This is a genomic window from Pseudomonas sp. GM30 (assembly GCF_000282275.2).
In the GTDB taxonomy this organism is placed as follows: Bacteria; Pseudomonadota; Gammaproteobacteria; order Pseudomonadales; family Pseudomonadaceae; genus Aquipseudomonas.
The window spans coordinates 143,164-158,963 of record NZ_AKJP02000005.1; the positions used below are offsets into that span (position 1 = coordinate 143,164).

A 15,800-nucleotide genomic window follows, 5' to 3' on the forward strand; every position below is an offset into this window, starting at 1 on the left:
AGCAGCCCGGCCGGCGTTCACCCGCCGGGCTGTTCTTGTCTCGCTGTAGGGTTATCACTCGCTCCCGATCATCGCCGGCACGGTAAACCGAAACTCCGTACCCTCTCCCGGCTCACTGCTGGCCTCGATCCGCCCGCCATGGGCTTCAACAATCCCCTGCGTGATGTACAAGCCCAGGCCGGTGCCGGTCGGGTTGCCCTCCTTCACCGTCCAGTAGCGATCAAACACCCGCGCCAGGTTTTCCTTGGGAATGCCTTCGCCGGTATCGCGCACGGTAAACACGATTTCCTTGCCGTCAGATTTGGCCAACACGCCCACCGAACCTTTGCGCGGGGTGAACTTGATCGCGTTGCCGATCAGGTTCGACAGCACCTGAAACAGGCGCTCCGGGTCGGCGTGGATTTTCAGGTCGGGATCGGCTTCGAACGAGATATTGATGTCCTTGTCCAGCGCCAGTGGCCCGAGCAGCGACTGGGTTTCCTCGAACATCTGCCCGACATCCAGGGTCTGCGGGGCGATGGTGTAGCGCCCGGCGTCGATCTTCGAGGTGTCGAGCAAGTCTTCGAGCAGCGTGTTCATCCGTCCGGCGGCCTGCTGCATGGTATCGATCGCGGTGGAAATGCGCCGCGAGGTGTGCGGGCCGTCGGAGCTGAAGGTCTTCTGCATCATGCCGCAGAGCATGGAAATCACGGTCATCGGGTTGCGTAGGTCGTGGGAGACCACTGCCACCAGTTCATCACGGGCGCGCACCGCCTCCTGCTCGCGGCGCACCTGACGCGCCAGGTCGTTTTCCAGTGCCGAGCGGCGCAGATCATTGGCCGCAAACAGATCACCGTGGCTCCACTTGGTAGAGATTCCGGCCATCTCGACTTTCCAGATTTCGAACGAGGTGCGCGGGCGCAGGCGCAGGCCGGCGTCGGAGTTTTCCAGATCCAGCGGCTTGCGCGGGTCACCGCTCCAGTTGATGTTTTCCTTGACCTCGGGACGGAACCACATCACCCCGTTGTCCACCGGTTTGGGCAGGCTCATGGCGAGCACGCCGCTGGCCACAGGCTGAAACCGCGCTGCTGGTGGGTAAACGCTCGCCAAGTGATGGCTGGCGAACACCGGCTCGCCGGTTTCCTGTATCCACTTGTGCAGCGCGCGAATCTCTTCCGGCTCCGGACAGTTGCCGTAACGGTGCAACTGTTTGTCTTCGATGATCGCAATGCCCCCGGCTCCGGCCAGCGCCATCAGCACTTGCGGCTGCTGCGCCAGACCATCGAAGACATTTTCCGGCGAGTCGATCATGGCCTGATTGAGCAACGCCAACGCCTCGACTTTCTCCTCGCGCTGGCGGCTGATTTCCAGCGCTTCCATTGCACTGATCTGCAGCGACAGCACCTGACCGATGGTCTGGCAGGCGCTGCGCAACTCATGCGGTACATGCAGCGGCTGGCGGTTGCCGCAGCTGATCAGGCCCCAGAGCTTGTCGCCCTTGAGCAGCGAGATGCTCATCGACGACAGCACGCCCATGTTTTTCATGTACTGGCAATGGATCGGCGAGACGCTGCGCAGGGTGGCGAAACTCAGATCCAGCGGGGTCTGGGTGTCCGGGCGCAGCTTGGGCACCAACGGCACCGGCTGGTAATCGGCATTCGGAATGATCCGCAGCCAGTTGGTGCGGTACAGCTCGCGCGCCTGCTCGGGAATGTCCGAGGCCGGGAAGAACAGGCCGTTGAACACTTCCATCGACGGGTCGGACGCCTCGGCGATTACCTGACCGTGGCCCTCTTCTTCGAAGCGGTAGATCAGCACCCGGTCGTAACCGGTCATCGCCTGGATTTCCTTGACGCTGATGTCATACAGCGCCTGCAGCGAAGTGGCCGCTTGCAAGCGCTGAAGCATGCGCCCCAGATGGGTCTGGTTGCCGGCGACGTTGCGCGGCTGGAAGTTCTCGACGTGGATTTCCAGTTCCAGAATCAACACGCCTTGATGCCGGTGCAGCAGGCCTTCGAACGCGGTGCCGTTGAGGCGAAAGTGCAGCGGTCCGGCATCGGCAAATACCGGTTGTTGCAACGCCTCGCGCACGGCCGCCGCGTGCGTCTCACCCAGCAATTCGTGCAGTGGCTGGCCGATCAGTTCTTGCGCCGGGCGTGCCAGCAGGGTCTCGACGTTGGCGCTGATCTGAATGATGTCCAGCGCCGGCTCGCTCAGGGTCAGCAACAGGCCGTGGGGCTGGATTGCCCCGGGAAAGCGGATCGGTTCGTCGGCACAGTTGGCCAGCAGTTCTTCAAAGGCTTCTTGGTCTTGCGGGTTCATGCCAGTACCTCCCGGCTTTCGAGCCAGCGCTCGAAACAGCTGAATGTGGTTTGGGCTGCCGCAACCACGGCTTTACGTTCGTCCGCATCCAGCGGTCGACTGCCCAGGTATTCAATGAAAGCGCGCCAGCGGCGGCCGGTGGCGGCGCCATAAATATCGAGGAAGGCCGCACCGTTGTCGGCGTTCAGGCTCAACCGCGAGGCGATTTCGCGACGCAGGATCTGCCCGCCGAGGGTTGCCCCTTCCAGCACGTACATCACCCCCAGGCAGGCAGCGCTGGAGTCGATCACGGGCAACGACTGACACAATGGAAGATGGGCGATAGTCTCGGGCATCAGGCCCAGAGCCCTCAGATCATTGAGCAGGATCTGCGTCTTGAGACGTGGCGCAAGATCGAAATCGACAGGGATCACGCCACTGTCGAGCAGGGCACTTTCCAGCGGCTGATAAAAGCCGTAGTAGGCCTGCATCAACCGTACGAAAGCGTTGGAATCGAGGGTATCGGAGAAAAAAGGAAGACGTTTTTCCAGTGCGATGTGCAGTTCGGCAGTGCCGGCTCGCAGATCTTGCAGCACCGGTGGCACATAAACTTCACGGGCCTTTGCTTGCATGTAGATCGCTCTTGGTGGGGCCGCTTCGGGGCCGGCAGGGTGTTTGCAGCTTTGGACGAATATTACACGGCAAACGCCTTTTTCTGACTTGGCGCACAGATTTTTCTGACGAAACCATCGCCTTCAGACCTTTCAGAGTTCTGGAGAATCAGAAAAGTTCGACTCGATCAAAGAGCCTGCCAACGCTGTACCGCGACAGCACTGCGTGACTGTACGGGTCAACGCGCCCGCCGCCTGTGATAAAAAAGCGTCATCGCTTCTGGAGCCCAAGCCCATGGATCTCGCCACGCTCTCGCTGTTTCTCCCGGCCTGTTTCGCCCTGAACATGGCCCCGGGCCCGAACAACCTGCTGTCGGTCAGTAATGCCACCCGCTATGGCTATCGTCGGGCGTGCGCCGCCGGTGTCGGACGGATTGTCGCGTTCGCCGCAATGATCGCCCTCGCCGGCGCTGGGCTGTCGGTAGTACTGCAGACCTCGGAATGGCTGTTCCATGCGATCAAGATCATTGGCGCGGCGTACCTGCTGTATCTGGCCTGGCAACTCTGGCGCGCCAACCCCGAGGCCGAGCAGCAAGTGGCGGCAGCGTCGGTGGGGTTCTGGCGCTTGGCGCGTCAGGAGTTTCTGGTGGCGGCAGGCAATCCGAAAGCGATCCTCCTGTTCACCGCGTTTCTGCCGCAGTTTGTTGACCCGGGCCGCCCGGTGCCGGCGCAATTCGCGGTGCTCGGCGCGTTGTTCCTGCTGCTTGAGTGGATCGCGATCGGCGCCTACGCGTGGATGGGCCTGCACATGCGCCGCTGGTTCGCGGAGCCGCACGGCAAACGCATCTTCAACCGTTGCTGCGCAGGGCTGTTGTCGGCCGCGGCTTCGGTGTTGTTGCTGGCGAAACGCGCTTAAGCCTCGGACGGGCCTTTGAGCTCGACCTGATTGCCGTCCGGGTCGAAGCAATACAACGACAGGCCGTAGCCCTCGGCGCCGAAGCGTCTGGCGGCTTTTTCGACGCTCAGGCCGCAGGACTGCAAGTGTTCGATCAGCGCCGGCTCATCGAACGGCTCGATGCGCAGACAGAAGTGATCGACGTTGCGCCGCTCGGTACCGGCCGCCCCGCCACCTTTTTTGCCCAGTTCGCCTTGCAAGTCGACGAGGTCGATCATTGAGGTCCCGGCGCGCAGGTGCACCAGCCCCAATGGTTCGTTGTGCCTGACCACTTCGGCGCCGAAGACCTGGCGGTAAAAGTCGATACTGCGTTGCATATCGGCGACGCGCAGGACGATGTGATCAATATGTTGAATCGAAAACGGATGCATAAACTCGACACCTCACCCACTCTGTAGGAGCTGCCGAAGGTTGCGATCTTTTGATCTTGTTTCTTAAATCAACAGCAAAAGATCGCAGCCTGCGGCAGCTCCTACACGGTAGTTCAGGGCATTTGAAAATTCACTGTCGATTTTTCGGTGGAGCCATCGAAAACCTGGATTTAAGCTCAGGCCATGAACATACAAACCGCACTGTTGCCACCCCACGCCGAGATGGTTCGCGCCATGCTCGAACGCGACACCGCCTACGAGGGGGTGTTCTTCACGGCCGTGAAAACCACTGGGATCTTCTGCCGCCCCAGTTGCACGGCGCGCAAGCCGAAACCGGAGAACGTCGAATTTTTCGCCCACGCCGATGAGTGCTTGAGCGCCGGCTACCGAGCCTGCCTGCGCTGCAAACCGCTGGACGCTGCGGCTATCGCCCCCGATTGGGTGCAGCGCCTGCTCACTGCGGTCGATGCCGACCCGGAAGTGCGCTGGAGCGACGCCCAGTTGCTGGCCGAGGGCATCGAACCGCTGAAGCTGCGGCGCTGGTTCAAGCAGCATTTCGGCATGACCTTCCATGCGTGGCTGCGCACGCGCCGGCTCGGTATGGCGCTGGGCGGGATCAAACAAGGCACCTCGATTGACCATGCGGCATTCGATTCCGGCTACGAATCGCTCAGCGGTTTTCGCGATGCGTTTCAGAAATCCTTCCACATCACCCCGGGCCGCGCGGCCAACAGCGAACCACTGCTGTTCACCCGCCTGACCACGCCGCTGGGGCCGATGATCGCGATGGCCGAACGTCGCGGACTGGTGTTGCTGGAGTTTCTCGATCGCCCGGCGTTGACCCGCGAAGTCGAAGAGCTGCAAACCCGCCACGGCTACGTGGTCGCACCGGGGCACAACGCGCATTTGCGGCAGATCGAAGAGCAACTCAACGAATATTTTGCCGGGACCCGCACTCTGTTCAGCGTGCCGCTGCACCTGCCCGGCAGCGCGTTCGACCGGCAAGTCTGGGAGCAACTGCTGCAAATTCCATACGGCCAGACCAGCACCTATGGCAGCCTCGCAGCACGCTTGGGCAAACCCGGCGCCAGTCGTGCGGTGGGGCTGGCCAACGGGCACAATCGGCTGGCGATCGTGGTGCCGTGCCATCGGGTGATCGGTGCGGACGGTTCGCTGACCGGCTATGGTGGTGGACAGCCGCGTAAGGCGTTTCTGTTGCGGCTGGAAAACGCTGCGGTGCAACTCACGCAACCACTGGCTTTCTGACGCTTCGCTCCACTCACAAAAAGGGATTTCGATGAACGCGCTCGACACTCGGTTCCACCAGTTACACCAGGAAGGTCTGCTGATCCTGACCAACGTCGCCGACGCCACTGGCGCACGACTGGTCGAACAAGCGGGCGGTAAAGCCGTCGCCACCAGCAGCGCGGCAGTTGCTTGGGCGCATGGCTATCCAGACGGCAACACCCTGCCCCTCGAGCGGCTGATTTCAACCGTGGAATCCATCGCGCGGGTGATCCAGGTGCCGCTGAGCGTGGACATCGAGGCCGGTTATTCCGATGACCTTGGCCGTGTGGCCGAAGTCATCGAAGCGGTGCTCGCTGCCGGTGCGGTCGGGATCAATATCGAGGACGGCAGCGGCGCCCCGGAGCTGTTGGCGCGCAAGATCGAAGTGGCACGCGAAGTCTCCCGCAAACGCGGTGTGAAGCTGTTCATCAACGCGCGCACTGACGTCTACCTCAAGGGTCTGGTTCCGGCCGAGGATCGCGTCGCCGAAACCCTGCGCCGCTCGGCGTTGTATCAGGCTGCCGGCGCCGATGGCTTGTTCGCCGCTGGCGTGACCGCCGCTTATGAAATCGAGGCAATCTGCAAAGGCACGTCACTGCCGGTGAACGTGCTCGGCTTCGCCTGCCTGCCGTCGCCGACAGAGCTGCAAGCGCTGGGCGTGCGGCGCTTGAGCGCCGGGTCCGGGATCGCCGAATTCCTCTATGGCGCGATGGGTTCGCTGGTGAAGAGCTTCCTCGCCAGCGGCAAGCTCGACACCCACGACCTGAAGGCGCTGACCTACGGCGAAGTCAACGGACTGCTGAAATAGCATGCCGGATCGTTATCAGGCGGCCAGCGCGTTTCTGGCCGCGCTCGACGAGGATTGGCAGCGCCACGTCGCAGCCGTCGGCCCGTGTCTGCATCAACCACACCCGGCGCGCGATCCTTACGAATCGCTGGTGCGGGCGATTGCCTATCAGCAACTGCACGCCAGGGCCGGGGATGCGATTGTCGGGCGCTTGGTGGCGCTGTTTCCGGGGCAGACGTTTCCCCGGCCGGAACAGGTTCTCGCGACCGACTTCGATCAACTGCGCGGCTGCGGTTTTTCGGCGGGCAAGATTGCGACCATTCAGGGCATCGCCCAGGCAACACTGGACGGCGTGGTACCGGACTACCCCACCGCGCTGGCGATGGACGACGAGGCGCTGATCGAACGCCTGGTCAGCCTGCGCGGAGTTGGGCGCTGGACGGTGGAGATGCTGTTGATCTACAGCCTGGAACGCATGGATATCCTGCCGGCGGATGATTTTGGCGTGCGCGAGGGCTATCGGCGCTTGAAGGGGCTGGAGGTACAGCCGACGCGCAGGCAGATGATCGAGATTGGCCTGGCGTGGAGTCCGTATCGGACGGTGGCGGCGTGGTATTTGTGGCGCGTACCCAAACCGCAAATCCCCTTGTAGGAGCTGCCGCAGGCTGCTCCTACAGGGGAATGCGTTGCACAGGTGGGAGCGAGCCTGCTCGCGAAGGCGCCAGTCGATTCAACCTCAAATCAGAGACCTGACTTCAACTTGCTGAACGCCCGAATCAAAGCCCGATTGAACGCCTTGCCATTGTCATTCTTGCTGTACAGCGAAGCCCGCACTGCCGCTGACGGATACGTTCCCGGATCATTACGGATCGACGCATCCACCAGACTATCCGCCGCAGTGATCGCATTGGCATAGTGGATGGTGTCGGTGATCGGCGCGATCACCTCAGGGGTCATCAGGTAATCCATCAACGCCAGCCCGGCCTGTGGATGGGGCGCATCCTTGGGAATGACCATGGCGTCGAACCAGATCAACGTGCCTTCTTTGGGGATGCGGTAACTGAGCTGGAACGGCTTGTTCGCCACTTGTGCCTGCCCCGCCGCAATCGCCACGTTGCCGTTCCACGACATCGCCACGCAGGTGTTGCCGTTGGCCAGGTCGCTGATATTCAGGTCGTTGTCGAAGTAACGGATGTACGGACGGATCTTCGCCAGTTGCTGTTCGGCGAGTTTCAGGTCATCGAGGCTCTGCCGGTTGATGTCCAGGCCCAGGTACTTCATGACTGCGGCGAACACTTCGTTCGGGTCGTTGAGCAGGCTCACGCCACAGTCGGCAAATTTCGCCACCACCGCCGGGTCGAACAGCATCGCCCAGCTGTCGGTCGGCGCATTCGGCAGACGCTGCTTGATTGCCTGCTCCTGATAACCCACACCAGTCGTGCCCCAGGCATAAATCCCGGCGTAACGGTTGCCCGGATCGAACACCGCCATGTGCTGGCGGAACTCGTCACCGACTCCGGCAAAGTGCGGCACCCGCGCCTTGTCCAGCGGCTGGATCGCACCGCTCTCGATGGCCCGCGACAGGTGCTGGCCGGCGGTCAGTACCAGGTCATACCCGCTGCGTCCGGTGAGCAGTTTGGTCTCCACGGTTTCCAGCGAATCGAAGTGATCGGCGACCACCTGAATGCCGGTCTGCGCCTCGAAGTTCTTCAGCGTATCCGGGGCCAGGTACTCGCCCCAGATGTATAGATTGACCACCGGTCTGGCGGTGTCGGCGGCCTGCACACACAGGGGTGCAAGCACCAGCAATAACGCTTGAGTCAGTTTGTGCAGGCCCATCATCACACCCCTTTGCGATTAGACGTGCCGGCGTATTGCGGCATGGTAATGCACGCGACGTTGCCGCCACCGAGGAGGATTTCCCGGGAGTTTTCGATGCCGACGATCTTGTGCTGCGGGAACAGTTCGGCCAGCGTCGCCAGCGCCACCTGATCGTTGCGATCGCCGAACAGCGGCACCACGATCGAGCTGTTGCCGGCGTAGTAGTTGATGTACGACGCGCAGATTTGGGTGCCGGCCTGGCGGGTGTGGGTGCTGTCCTGCTGATCGAGGCCTTCGGCTTCTTCGGCGGTCCACTCCAGCACGTCCGGTTGCGGCAGCTTGTGCACGATCAACTCGCGACCTCGGCTGTCGCGGGTGCTGCGCAGGATGTCGTAGGCCTCCTGATAGATTTCCCACTGCGGATCGTCGCGGTTGTCGGTCCATTGCAGCACCACTTCGCCGGGACGCACGAAGCAGGCTAGGTCATCGACATGGCCATCGGTCTCGTCGAACTTGCAGCCGCGTGGCAGCCAGATCACCTGTTCGGCGCCGAGGTAATCGGTCAGGCGCCGAGTGACCTCGGCCTTGCCCAGATGCTGGTTGCGATTGCGGTTGAGCAGGCACTGTTCGGTGGTGAGGATGCTGCCCTGACCATCGCTCTGGATGCCGCCAAGTTCGGCAATCAGCGGTGCGCGGTAACGGTCGAAACGTTCGATTTCGAGGATCTTGCTGGCGATCTGATCGTCCTTGTCCCACGGGTAGTACAGCCCGCCATCGAGGCCGCCATAGGCGTTGAATTCGAAGTCGACGCCACGCACTTCGCCGCTCTGGTCGTTGACCACAAAGCACGGACCGCTGTCGCGGAACCAGGTGTCATTGCAGGTCATCTCGACCACGCGCACTTGCGGCGGCAACTGGCGGCGGGCGGTGGCGAATTGCGCGGCGGAGGCGCACACGGTGACCGGTTCGCTGTGGGAGATGGCGGTGACAATCTGCACCCAGACTTTCTGCGCCGGTTTCGCGCCGTTGCGCCACACGTCGGTGCGCTCCGGCCAGCCGAGCCAGCAACCGGATTTGGCTTCGAATTCGCCGGGCAGACGGAAGCCGTCGCGCTTTGGGGTGGAGTCGAGCAAACGTGCCATGGTCAAACCTCGTCTTGGGGTTGGGAATGACCACAGGCTACGATCGCGGACGACTGACGCGCCAACGATGATTATTGCGGAACAGTTGAATTCAACTCATCAATCGGCCAGTTGATCGTTGAACCATTCGAGCATCTGCGCCACCGCTGGACGCTCCAGGCGCAGCCGCTCGCAGACCAGCGCGTATTGGCCGAGCGCGGTCATGCTCGACGTGAATGGTCGCACCAGCCGCCCGCTCAGCAAGTCCTCCTGCGCGGTGAGGTTGTCGCCCATCGCCACGCCCTGCCCCTGCGCCGCCGCTTCCAGCGCCAGACCGGCATGGGCGAAATACAGTTGGCGCTGCGGGCGCAGGTCGCCGGCGTGGCTGGTCAGCCAGGCGGTCCAGGTTTTGCCGTCCTGGTCGTCGTGCAGCAGGCAATGACGGGCCAGGTCTTTCGGGAATTTCAGACTGCCCTGGTTGAACAGCCCGGGGCTGCACACCGGGAAAAACTGCAGCGCCGGCAACGGCCGCACGAAATACGCGCTGCTGTCCACCGGTCCGGTGCCGTAGGTGATCGCCAGGTCGATGTCTTCGCCCGGCGCGCTGGCGTCGATCGGCTGTTCGTAAAGATGCAGAGTGATGTGCGGATAGCGCGCATAAAAATCGGTGAGGCGGTTCATCAGCCACTTCTGCGCCAGCTCGGCGGTGACCGCCAGACGCAACACCGCCAGCGAGGAAGGATCGCGCAGTTCATCACAGGCCTCGCCGATCAGTTCGAAGGCCTGTTGCAGGCTCTGCATCAGACGTCCGGCGGCGATGGTCGGGCGGATCTGCCGGCCTTCGCGGATGAACAGCGAGACGCCGAGTTGCTCTTCGAGCTGGCGAATCTGGTGGCTGACCGCGCTGTCGGTGACGCACAACTCGGCGGCAGCCCGGCCGAAATGCGCGTGGCGGGCGGCGCATTCGAAGGTTCGCAGGGCCGCCAGTGAGGGGAGTCTTCGCATGGGTTTGGGTGCCTTTTTTGGGACATGCTGACCGGGCTGGCGGTGGGCGTCCAGTACGATCGAGTTATCGTTCATCGCGAGCAGGCTCACTCCTACAATTGGAATGCATTTCAAATGTAGGAGTGAGCCTGCTCGCGATGGCGTCCGAACAAACACTGCAAAACCTTCTAGGCTCAACCGCACCACTTCAGCCACCGGAGGCTCCCTCATGCACCTCGAAGGCTCCTGCCACTGCGGCGCCGTCAGCTTCAGCCTGACCAGCGCCCATCCCTACCCTTATCAACGCTGCTACTGCTCGATCTGCCGCAAGACTCAGGGCGGTGGCGGTTACGCGATCAACCTCGGTGGCGATGCGGCCAGCCTCAAGGTTCAGGGCCGCAAACACATCAGCATCTACCACGCGAAGATGAAGGAAGCAGGTGAAAAACGTGCCCATCGCAGCACGGCCGAGCGGCATTTCTGCTCACAGTGCGGCAGCGGCTTGTGGCTGTTCAGCCCGGAATGGCCAGAGCTGATTCATCCGTTCGCCTCGGCCATCGATACACCGTTGCCGGTGCCGCCGGAGCATACGCATTTGATGCTGGGATCGAAGGCGCCCTGGGTCGAGGTGGAGGCCAAGCCCAAGGACAAGCAGTTTGCGGTGTATCCCGAGGAGTCGATTGCGCAGTGGCATGAGCGGTTGGGGCTGGGCAAATGAGCATAGTTTTATGCTGTGATTGATGGCCCTTTCGCGAGCAGGCTCACTCCTACATTTGCAATGCATTCCCTTGTAGGAGTGAGCCTGCTCGCGATAGGGCCCAACCTGCCAACACAAATCAGTCCAGATGCGCCCAGGTCATCCGGAACGACGCCCCACCCCACACCGATTCCCCGACCTCGACCTGCCCGCCATGGGACTGCGACACCCGCCGCACCAGCGCCAATCCCAGGCCGAAACCACCGGTACGACGGTCGCGACTGGCGTCCAGCCGCGAGAACGGTTCGAAGATCTTCTCCCGGCCCTCTACCGGCACACCCGGGCCGTCGTCGTTGACCCGCACTTCGTAGTAATCGCCGCTGCGCACCAGCGTCACCTCGACACGCTGCTCGGCATAACGAATGGCATTGCGCAGCAGATTGATCACCGCCCGCGCCATGAAACGCGGCTCGATGCGCACGGTGTCGAGCCGGCAATCACCGATCAGCAACTGCACCCCCGCCGCTTCCGCTTCCAGCGCCACGCTGCCGACCACGCTGTCGAGCCAGTTGGCCGCTTGAATGTTTTCGCGTTTGATCACCGTCGCGCCGCGTTCGAGGCTGGCGTAAGTCAGCAGCTCGGAGACCATTTCCTCCAGCTCGCCAAGGTCGGCGTACATGTCGGCGATCAGTTCGCGGTTCTGGCTGGCGTCCGGTTGTTGCTTGAGCTGGTCGAGTTCGAACGACAGCCGCGCAATCGGCGTACGCAATTCGTGGGACACCGCGTTGGTCAGTTCGCGCTGATTGGCAATCAGGCTCTCGATGCGCGCCGCCATCAGGTTGAAGTGTTCGGCCAGGTCGCGGATGTTCGAGCGCTTGGACAGTTGAATGCGCACTGACAGATCGTTGTCGCCAAAGCGCTCGGCGGCCAGACGCAGTTTTTCCAGATCGCGCCAGTGCGGACGCACCCAGAAAAACAGCACGATGCCGATCAGCACTGCGAGCATCGCGTAAGCCACCGCGATGTAGAACGGCATCAGACTCGGCTCGGGCGGCAGCTTGATGCTGAGCAGTTGCGAGCCACCGTCGATGTTGCTGATGAACTGGGTGTAATTGTCGCGAATCACCAACAGGTTCTGCGCCAGTTCGGCCTTTTCTTCGGCGCTGAGATCCAGTTGATCGGCCTCGATCAGCTTCAGCGACAAGCCGTAATGCGGGCGCAACGCCTCCAGTTGCCGCTCGCGCGCCGCGCCCTGCTGATCACGCATGTGCTCGACCAGTGACCACGCCTGACCACGCACCGCCTCGCGGTTGTAGGCCTGCATCTGGTTGTCGAGCAAGGCGTTGAAGGTGTGCTCGACAGTTTGCAGGGCCAGCACCAGCCCCACCGTCATCACCAGAAACAGCCCGAGGAATAACCGCAGCATCTACAGCTCCCACGCGAACGGATTGAACAGATAACCCTTGCCCCACACAGTCTTGATGCACACCGGTTCGCGGGGATTGTCCTTGAGTTTGTTGCGCAACTTGCTGATGTACACGTCGACGCTGCGGTTGAGCCCGTCAAAAGCGATACCGCGCATGCGGTTGAGAATGTCATCGCGGGACAGGGTCTTGCCCGCGGCGCTGGCCAGCAACCACAGCAGCTCGAATTCCATGGTGGTCATTTCGATGATCTCGCCGGCCAGACGCACTTCGCGACAGCTGCGATCGATGCTCAAGCGCCCGAATTCCAGCGCACTGACCACGCCGGCTTCCGGCATCTGCCGCCGCTGCAAGGCGCGCAGCCGAGCGAGCAGTACCGGCGGTTTGATCGGTTTGATCACGTAGTCGTCGGCGCCGGATTCCAGGCCGAGAATATGGTCGAGGTCGTCTTCCTTGGCGGTGAGGATGACGATCGGCGTGTCCGACACGCTGCGGATTTCCCGGCACACGTGCAGGCCGCTCTGCCCCGGCAGCATCAGGTCGAGCACCACCACTTTGGGCTGGAACTCGAGAAACGCGGCCACTGCCAGATCACCGCGATGCACCGCGCGCACCTCGTAGCCATGTTGTTCGAGAAAGTGCGCAATCAACGTGGCCAGACGCTCATCGTCTTCGACCAGCAGGACTTTGCCAAAACCCAGGTTATCCATAACGACCGTCTGCCAACCCATGTGTGAAGTGGGCGACAGTATGGCGGGATTCGTCGGCGAGGCGTTGTTTCGGGCAGCAAAAACCGGCCGCTGGGGCCGGTTTTCGGTGATATTTCATACTCTTAAGAGTTTTTAACAGTTTGTGTTTCAGGCCGCGGCCGGCACACCACTGTGAAAGCGGAATTCTTCATCCGGCGACTCGATCAGCTCCTGCTCGGCCGCGCGCACCTTGTCGATCACCTGAGCGATGTCCTTCGCGTCGCCGTACTGGTAAGCCAGTTTCAGATAACCCTGGAAGTGCCGCGCCTCGCTTTTCAGCAGGCCGAAATAGAACTTGCCGAGTTCTTCGTCCAGATGCGGCACCAGCGCTTCGAAACGCTCGCAACTGCGTGCTTCGATGAACGCGCCGACCACCAGGGTATCCACCAGTTTCACCGGCTCATGGCTGCGCACCACTTTGCGCAGGCCCGAGGCGTAACGCCCGGCGTGCAACTGGCGCAGCTCGATCTTGCGGCGTTTCATGATGCGCATGACTTGTTCGTGGTGCACCAGTTCTTCCCGGGCCAGACGCGACATCATATTGATCAGGTCGACGTGGGAATGGTACTTGGCAATCAGGCTCAGCGCGGTGCTGGCGGCCTTGAACTCGCAGTTCTTGTGGTCGATCAGCAGGGTTTCCTGATCGGCCAGTGCCGCCTGGACCCAGGCGTCGGGCGTGCGGCAGCCAAGGAATTCGTGGATTTCGGGAAGGATCATGGGGCTCACGGTAAAGGTATTGGCGCGAAGGGCGCCGATTATACCGGCCTGCCCGCAGACCACCAGTCGCAGGCGTTGATATGCATCAAGTCGCGTCCCGATGAGCAGCAACTATAGTTGTGCAACGCCGTGCCTTTTCTTTGCTGGAGACTCCGCTCATGCAAGCCATTCGCAGCATTCTGGTGGTCATCGAACCCGAACATTCGGAAAGCCTGGCGCTCAAGCGCGCCAAGCTGATCGCCGGCGTGACCCAGGCCCATCTCCACTTGCTGGTGTGCGACCGCAAGCACGACCACGCCGGCATGCTCGGCGTGCTCAAAGCCGCGCTGCTGGCGGATGGCTACAGCGCGACCACCGAACAGGCATGGAACGAGAGCCTGCACGAAACCATCATCGATGTGCAGCAGGCCGAAGGCTGCGGGCTGGTGATCAAGCAGCACTATCCCGACAGTGCGCTGAAAAAGGCCCTGCTGACGCCGGCGGACTGGAAACTGCTGCGGCACTGCCCGACCCCGGTGCTATTGGTAAAAACATCCACTTCCTGGAAAGACCGGGTGATTCTTGCGGCCGTGGACGTGGGCAATGCCGATGGCGAACACCGGCATTTGCATACAACGATCATCGATCACGGCTACGACATCGCCAGCCTGGCCAAAGGGCATCTGCATGTGATCAGTGCCCACCCCTCGCCGATGCTCTCGGCAGCCGACCCGGCGTTACAGCGGAGCGAAACCATCGAAGCGCGTTATCGCGAGCAATGCCGGGCGTTTCAGGCGGAGTTCGATGTCGATGATGAACACCTGCATATAGAGGAAGGCCCGGCGGATGTGCTGATTCCGTTCATGGCGCACAAGCTGCAGGCGGCGGTGACTGTGATCGGCACCGTGGCGCGGACCGGGTTGTCAGGCGCGTTGATCGGCAATACCGCCGAGGTGGTGCTGGATGCGCTGGAAAGCGACGTGCTGGTGCTCAAGCCGCAGGAGGTTGAGGATCATCTGGTGGAGTTGGCGGTGAAGCATTAAGGACTGCGGTGGCTGAACCGGCCCCCTCGCGAGCAGGCTCGCTCCCACAGTTGGAATGCATATCCCTGTGGGAGCTGGCTTGCCAGCGATAGCGGTGGGTCAGTCAACATTGACATTGGATGCACTGCCCTCATCGCTGGCAAGCCAGCTCCCACAAGATCTGTTGGCGCCTGCAGGATCTGCATTCCACTCCGATCATTGTGGGAGCGAGCCTGCTCGCGAAGCTTCTAGGCGCCGAAAGCGTCTTTCAGGAAGCCCGGTGCGATGTAGCGCTGATAATGCGCTTCCGACAGCAGGAAGAATTCCCGATCAATGGCATCGCGCAACTCCGGCAGGTTCCAGTCGCGGAACTCCGGCAGCAACACCATGCCGTAGGCTTCCAGATTAATGATCACCCGCGCCCCGCGTGCAATCAGCTGATAGGCCCAGCAATATTCCGACTGATGCGGCACGAAGCGGATCTTGCGCTGTTCCAACTGCTGGCGCAGGCGCGCCGGATCGAAGATCTCGACCTTGCTCGCCATCACTTGTGACAGCAATTGCTCCAGACGCAACCACACCGCACGCTTTTCCTCCTCGCCGTAACCATTCCAGTGGATCACTTCGTGGTGAAAACGCTTGCAGCCACGGCACACTAGATCGCCGTAAACAGTGGAGCAGAGGCCGACGCAGGGGGTCTTGATGGTCTGATTGGGCATAAATTGGCAAAACACTGAAACGCGGAACAGGTCGGCATGTTAGCCCTTTGTCGGGCATTGATCACCCCTCAAACGTCAGGGGCAAGCGCTGGCTCGCGGTTTACCCTGCCCGTGCACAACGCCACCAAAGTCCAATAGAGCCTGACTTACCTTTAAATTTTTTTTGCCGTAGAATCAGCCAGCCTTTTAAGGCGCCAATGTCCGTTAGAAGCTGTTTTCAAAGCGTCACGAGCACAGTCGTTCCTTCAGAGCGGTGTTGGCGAAGGGTTTTTCCAG

The 15,800-nt window shown here is 61.6% G+C and carries 16 protein-coding genes; 6 read left to right on the plus strand and 10 right to left on the minus strand.

The features are described from left to right. Window positions 1–54 precede the first annotated feature (54 nt). Both PMI25_RS04450 and PMI25_RS04455 read right to left on the minus strand, forming a co-directional pair. Window positions 55–2,301: an ATP-binding protein gene (locus tag PMI25_RS04450; protein ID WP_024164423.1), complete on the minus strand. Its 2,247-nt coding sequence runs from the start codon at window positions 2,299–2,301 to the stop codon at window positions 55–57. Further along, a complete protein-coding gene (locus tag PMI25_RS04455) occupies window positions 2,298–2,912 on the minus strand; it encodes a biliverdin-producing heme oxygenase (RefSeq protein ID WP_007965796.1) in 615 nt (204 codons plus the stop codon). Before PMI25_RS04455 ends, PMI25_RS04450 begins: the two co-directional genes overlap by 4 nt. A gap of 274 nt (window positions 2,913–3,186) precedes the next feature. On the opposite strand from PMI25_RS04455, the gene PMI25_RS04460 reads away from it, so the two are divergent. Then, complete coding sequence (locus PMI25_RS04460) at window positions 3,187–3,807, plus strand: LysE family translocator (RefSeq protein WP_007965794.1); 621 nt, start codon at window positions 3,187–3,189, stop codon at window positions 3,805–3,807. Here PMI25_RS04460 and PMI25_RS04465 read toward each other — a convergent pair. Continuing rightward, window positions 3,804–4,217: a VOC family protein gene (locus PMI25_RS04465; protein ID WP_007965793.1), complete on the minus strand. Its 414-nt coding sequence runs from the start codon at window positions 4,215–4,217 to the stop codon at window positions 3,804–3,806. The genes PMI25_RS04460 and PMI25_RS04465 overlap by 4 nt on opposite strands. Before the next feature lie 183 nt (window positions 4,218–4,400). On the opposite strand from PMI25_RS04465, the gene PMI25_RS04470 reads away from it, so the two are divergent. From PMI25_RS04470 to PMI25_RS04480, 3 genes are read left to right on the plus strand one after another with little or no spacing between them, the layout of a single operon-like run. Beyond that, on the plus strand, window positions 4,401–5,483 hold the full coding sequence (locus tag PMI25_RS04470) for a bifunctional transcriptional activator/DNA repair enzyme AdaA (RefSeq protein WP_007965792.1): 1,083 nt from the start codon (window positions 4,401–4,403) through the stop codon (window positions 5,481–5,483). A gap of 31 nt (window positions 5,484–5,514) precedes the next feature. Beyond that, window positions 5,515–6,312, plus strand: a complete 798-nt coding sequence (locus PMI25_RS04475; protein WP_007965790.1) for an isocitrate lyase/PEP mutase family protein — start codon at window positions 5,515–5,517, stop codon at window positions 6,310–6,312. Between the two features lies 1 nt (window position 6,313). Then, window positions 6,314–6,943: a DNA-3-methyladenine glycosylase family protein gene (locus tag PMI25_RS04480; protein WP_007965788.1), complete on the plus strand. Its 630-nt coding sequence runs from the start codon at window positions 6,314–6,316 to the stop codon at window positions 6,941–6,943. An 89-nt stretch (window positions 6,944–7,032) separates the two neighbouring features. On the opposite strand, the gene PMI25_RS04485 is transcribed toward PMI25_RS04480, so the two are convergent. The 3 genes from PMI25_RS04485 to PMI25_RS04495 all read right to left on the minus strand — a co-directional run bounded on the left by PMI25_RS04485 (window position 7,033) and on the right by PMI25_RS04495 (window position 10,238). Beyond that, window positions 7,033–8,130, minus strand: coding sequence for an extracellular solute-binding protein (locus PMI25_RS04485; RefSeq protein WP_045121979.1), 1,098 nt, complete (start codon window positions 8,128–8,130; stop codon window positions 7,033–7,035). A 2-nt stretch (window positions 8,131–8,132) separates the two neighbouring features. Next, the gene (gene aguA / locus PMI25_RS04490) at window positions 8,133–9,254 is read right to left on the minus strand and encodes an agmatine deiminase (protein WP_007965784.1); all 1,122 of its coding nucleotides are present in this window, start codon (window positions 9,252–9,254) and stop codon (window positions 8,133–8,135) included. 99 nt (window positions 9,255–9,353) lie between these two features. Continuing rightward, the gene (locus tag PMI25_RS04495) at window positions 9,354–10,238 is read right to left on the minus strand and encodes a LysR substrate-binding domain-containing protein (protein ID WP_045121985.1); all 885 of its coding nucleotides are present in this window, start codon (window positions 10,236–10,238) and stop codon (window positions 9,354–9,356) included. Between the two features lie 208 nt (window positions 10,239–10,446). Between PMI25_RS04495 and PMI25_RS04500 the strand changes: the two genes are divergently transcribed. Further along, complete coding sequence (locus PMI25_RS04500) at window positions 10,447–10,935, plus strand: GFA family protein (protein WP_007965780.1); 489 nt, start codon at window positions 10,447–10,449, stop codon at window positions 10,933–10,935. Between the two features lie 118 nt (window positions 10,936–11,053). Here PMI25_RS04500 and PMI25_RS04505 read toward each other — a convergent pair whose 3' ends face one another. From PMI25_RS04505 to PMI25_RS04515, 3 genes are all read right to left on the minus strand, one after another. Continuing rightward, window positions 11,054–12,340 (minus strand): ATP-binding protein, encoded by a 1,287-nt coding sequence (locus PMI25_RS04505; protein ID WP_007965778.1) that lies wholly within the window; start codon window positions 12,338–12,340, stop codon window positions 11,054–11,056. Further along, the gene (locus tag PMI25_RS04510) at window positions 12,341–13,048 is read right to left on the minus strand and encodes a response regulator (protein ID WP_027613172.1); all 708 of its coding nucleotides are present in this window, start codon (window positions 13,046–13,048) and stop codon (window positions 12,341–12,343) included. It lies immediately after the preceding gene. 147 nt (window positions 13,049–13,195) lie between these two features. Then, window positions 13,196–13,804, minus strand: a complete 609-nt coding sequence (locus PMI25_RS04515; protein ID WP_007965776.1) for a tRNA-(ms[2]io[6]A)-hydroxylase — start codon at window positions 13,802–13,804, stop codon at window positions 13,196–13,198. Window positions 13,805–13,962: 158 nt separating this feature from the next. Between PMI25_RS04515 and PMI25_RS04520 the strand changes: the two genes are divergently transcribed. Further along, a complete protein-coding gene (locus tag PMI25_RS04520) occupies window positions 13,963–14,826 on the plus strand; it encodes a universal stress protein (RefSeq protein ID WP_007965775.1) in 864 nt (287 codons plus the stop codon). 227 nt (window positions 14,827–15,053) lie between these two features. Here the strand turns inward: PMI25_RS04520 and PMI25_RS04525 are convergent, their stop codons facing one another. After that, window positions 15,054–15,524, minus strand: coding sequence for a DUF1289 domain-containing protein (locus tag PMI25_RS04525; protein ID WP_007965774.1), 471 nt, complete (start codon window positions 15,522–15,524; stop codon window positions 15,054–15,056). Window positions 15,525–15,800: the final 276 nt, after the last annotated feature.

Excerpts from the sequence above, each read along its gene's own strand:
- PMI25_RS04450 (WP_024164423.1), bottom strand. The coding sequence starts at position 2,301 with ATGAACCCGCAAGACCAAGAAGCCTTTGAAGAACTGCTGGCCAACTGT.
- PMI25_RS04455 (WP_007965796.1), bottom strand. The coding sequence starts at position 2,912 with ATGCAAGCAAAGGCCCGTGAAGTTTATGTGCCACCGGTGCTGCAAGAT.
- PMI25_RS04460 (WP_007965794.1), top strand. The coding sequence starts at position 3,187 with ATGGATCTCGCCACGCTCTCGCTGTTTCTCCCGGCCTGTTTCGCCCTG.
- PMI25_RS04465 (WP_007965793.1), bottom strand. The coding sequence starts at position 4,217 with ATGCATCCGTTTTCGATTCAACATATTGATCACATCGTCCTGCGCGTC.
- PMI25_RS04470 (WP_007965792.1), top strand. The coding sequence starts at position 4,401 with ATGAACATACAAACCGCACTGTTGCCACCCCACGCCGAGATGGTTCGC.
- PMI25_RS04475 (WP_007965790.1), top strand. The coding sequence starts at position 5,515 with ATGAACGCGCTCGACACTCGGTTCCACCAGTTACACCAGGAAGGTCTG.
- PMI25_RS04480 (WP_007965788.1), top strand. The coding sequence starts at position 6,314 with ATGCCGGATCGTTATCAGGCGGCCAGCGCGTTTCTGGCCGCGCTCGAC.
- PMI25_RS04485 (WP_045121979.1), bottom strand. The coding sequence starts at position 8,130 with ATGGGCCTGCACAAACTGACTCAAGCGTTATTGCTGGTGCTTGCACCC.
- aguA (WP_007965784.1), bottom strand. The coding sequence starts at position 9,254 with ATGGCACGTTTGCTCGACTCCACCCCAAAGCGCGACGGCTTCCGTCTG.
- PMI25_RS04495 (WP_045121985.1), bottom strand. The coding sequence starts at position 10,238 with ATGCGAAGACTCCCCTCACTGGCGGCCCTGCGAACCTTCGAATGCGCC.
- PMI25_RS04500 (WP_007965780.1), top strand. The coding sequence starts at position 10,447 with ATGCACCTCGAAGGCTCCTGCCACTGCGGCGCCGTCAGCTTCAGCCTG.
- PMI25_RS04505 (WP_007965778.1), bottom strand. The coding sequence starts at position 12,340 with ATGCTGCGGTTATTCCTCGGGCTGTTTCTGGTGATGACGGTGGGGCTG.
- PMI25_RS04510 (WP_027613172.1), bottom strand. The coding sequence starts at position 13,048 with ATGGATAACCTGGGTTTTGGCAAAGTCCTGCTGGTCGAAGACGATGAG.
- PMI25_RS04515 (WP_007965776.1), bottom strand. The coding sequence starts at position 13,804 with ATGATCCTTCCCGAAATCCACGAATTCCTTGGCTGCCGCACGCCCGAC.
- PMI25_RS04520 (WP_007965775.1), top strand. The coding sequence starts at position 13,963 with ATGCAAGCCATTCGCAGCATTCTGGTGGTCATCGAACCCGAACATTCG.
- PMI25_RS04525 (WP_007965774.1), bottom strand. The coding sequence starts at position 15,524 with ATGCCCAATCAGACCATCAAGACCCCCTGCGTCGGCCTCTGCTCCACT.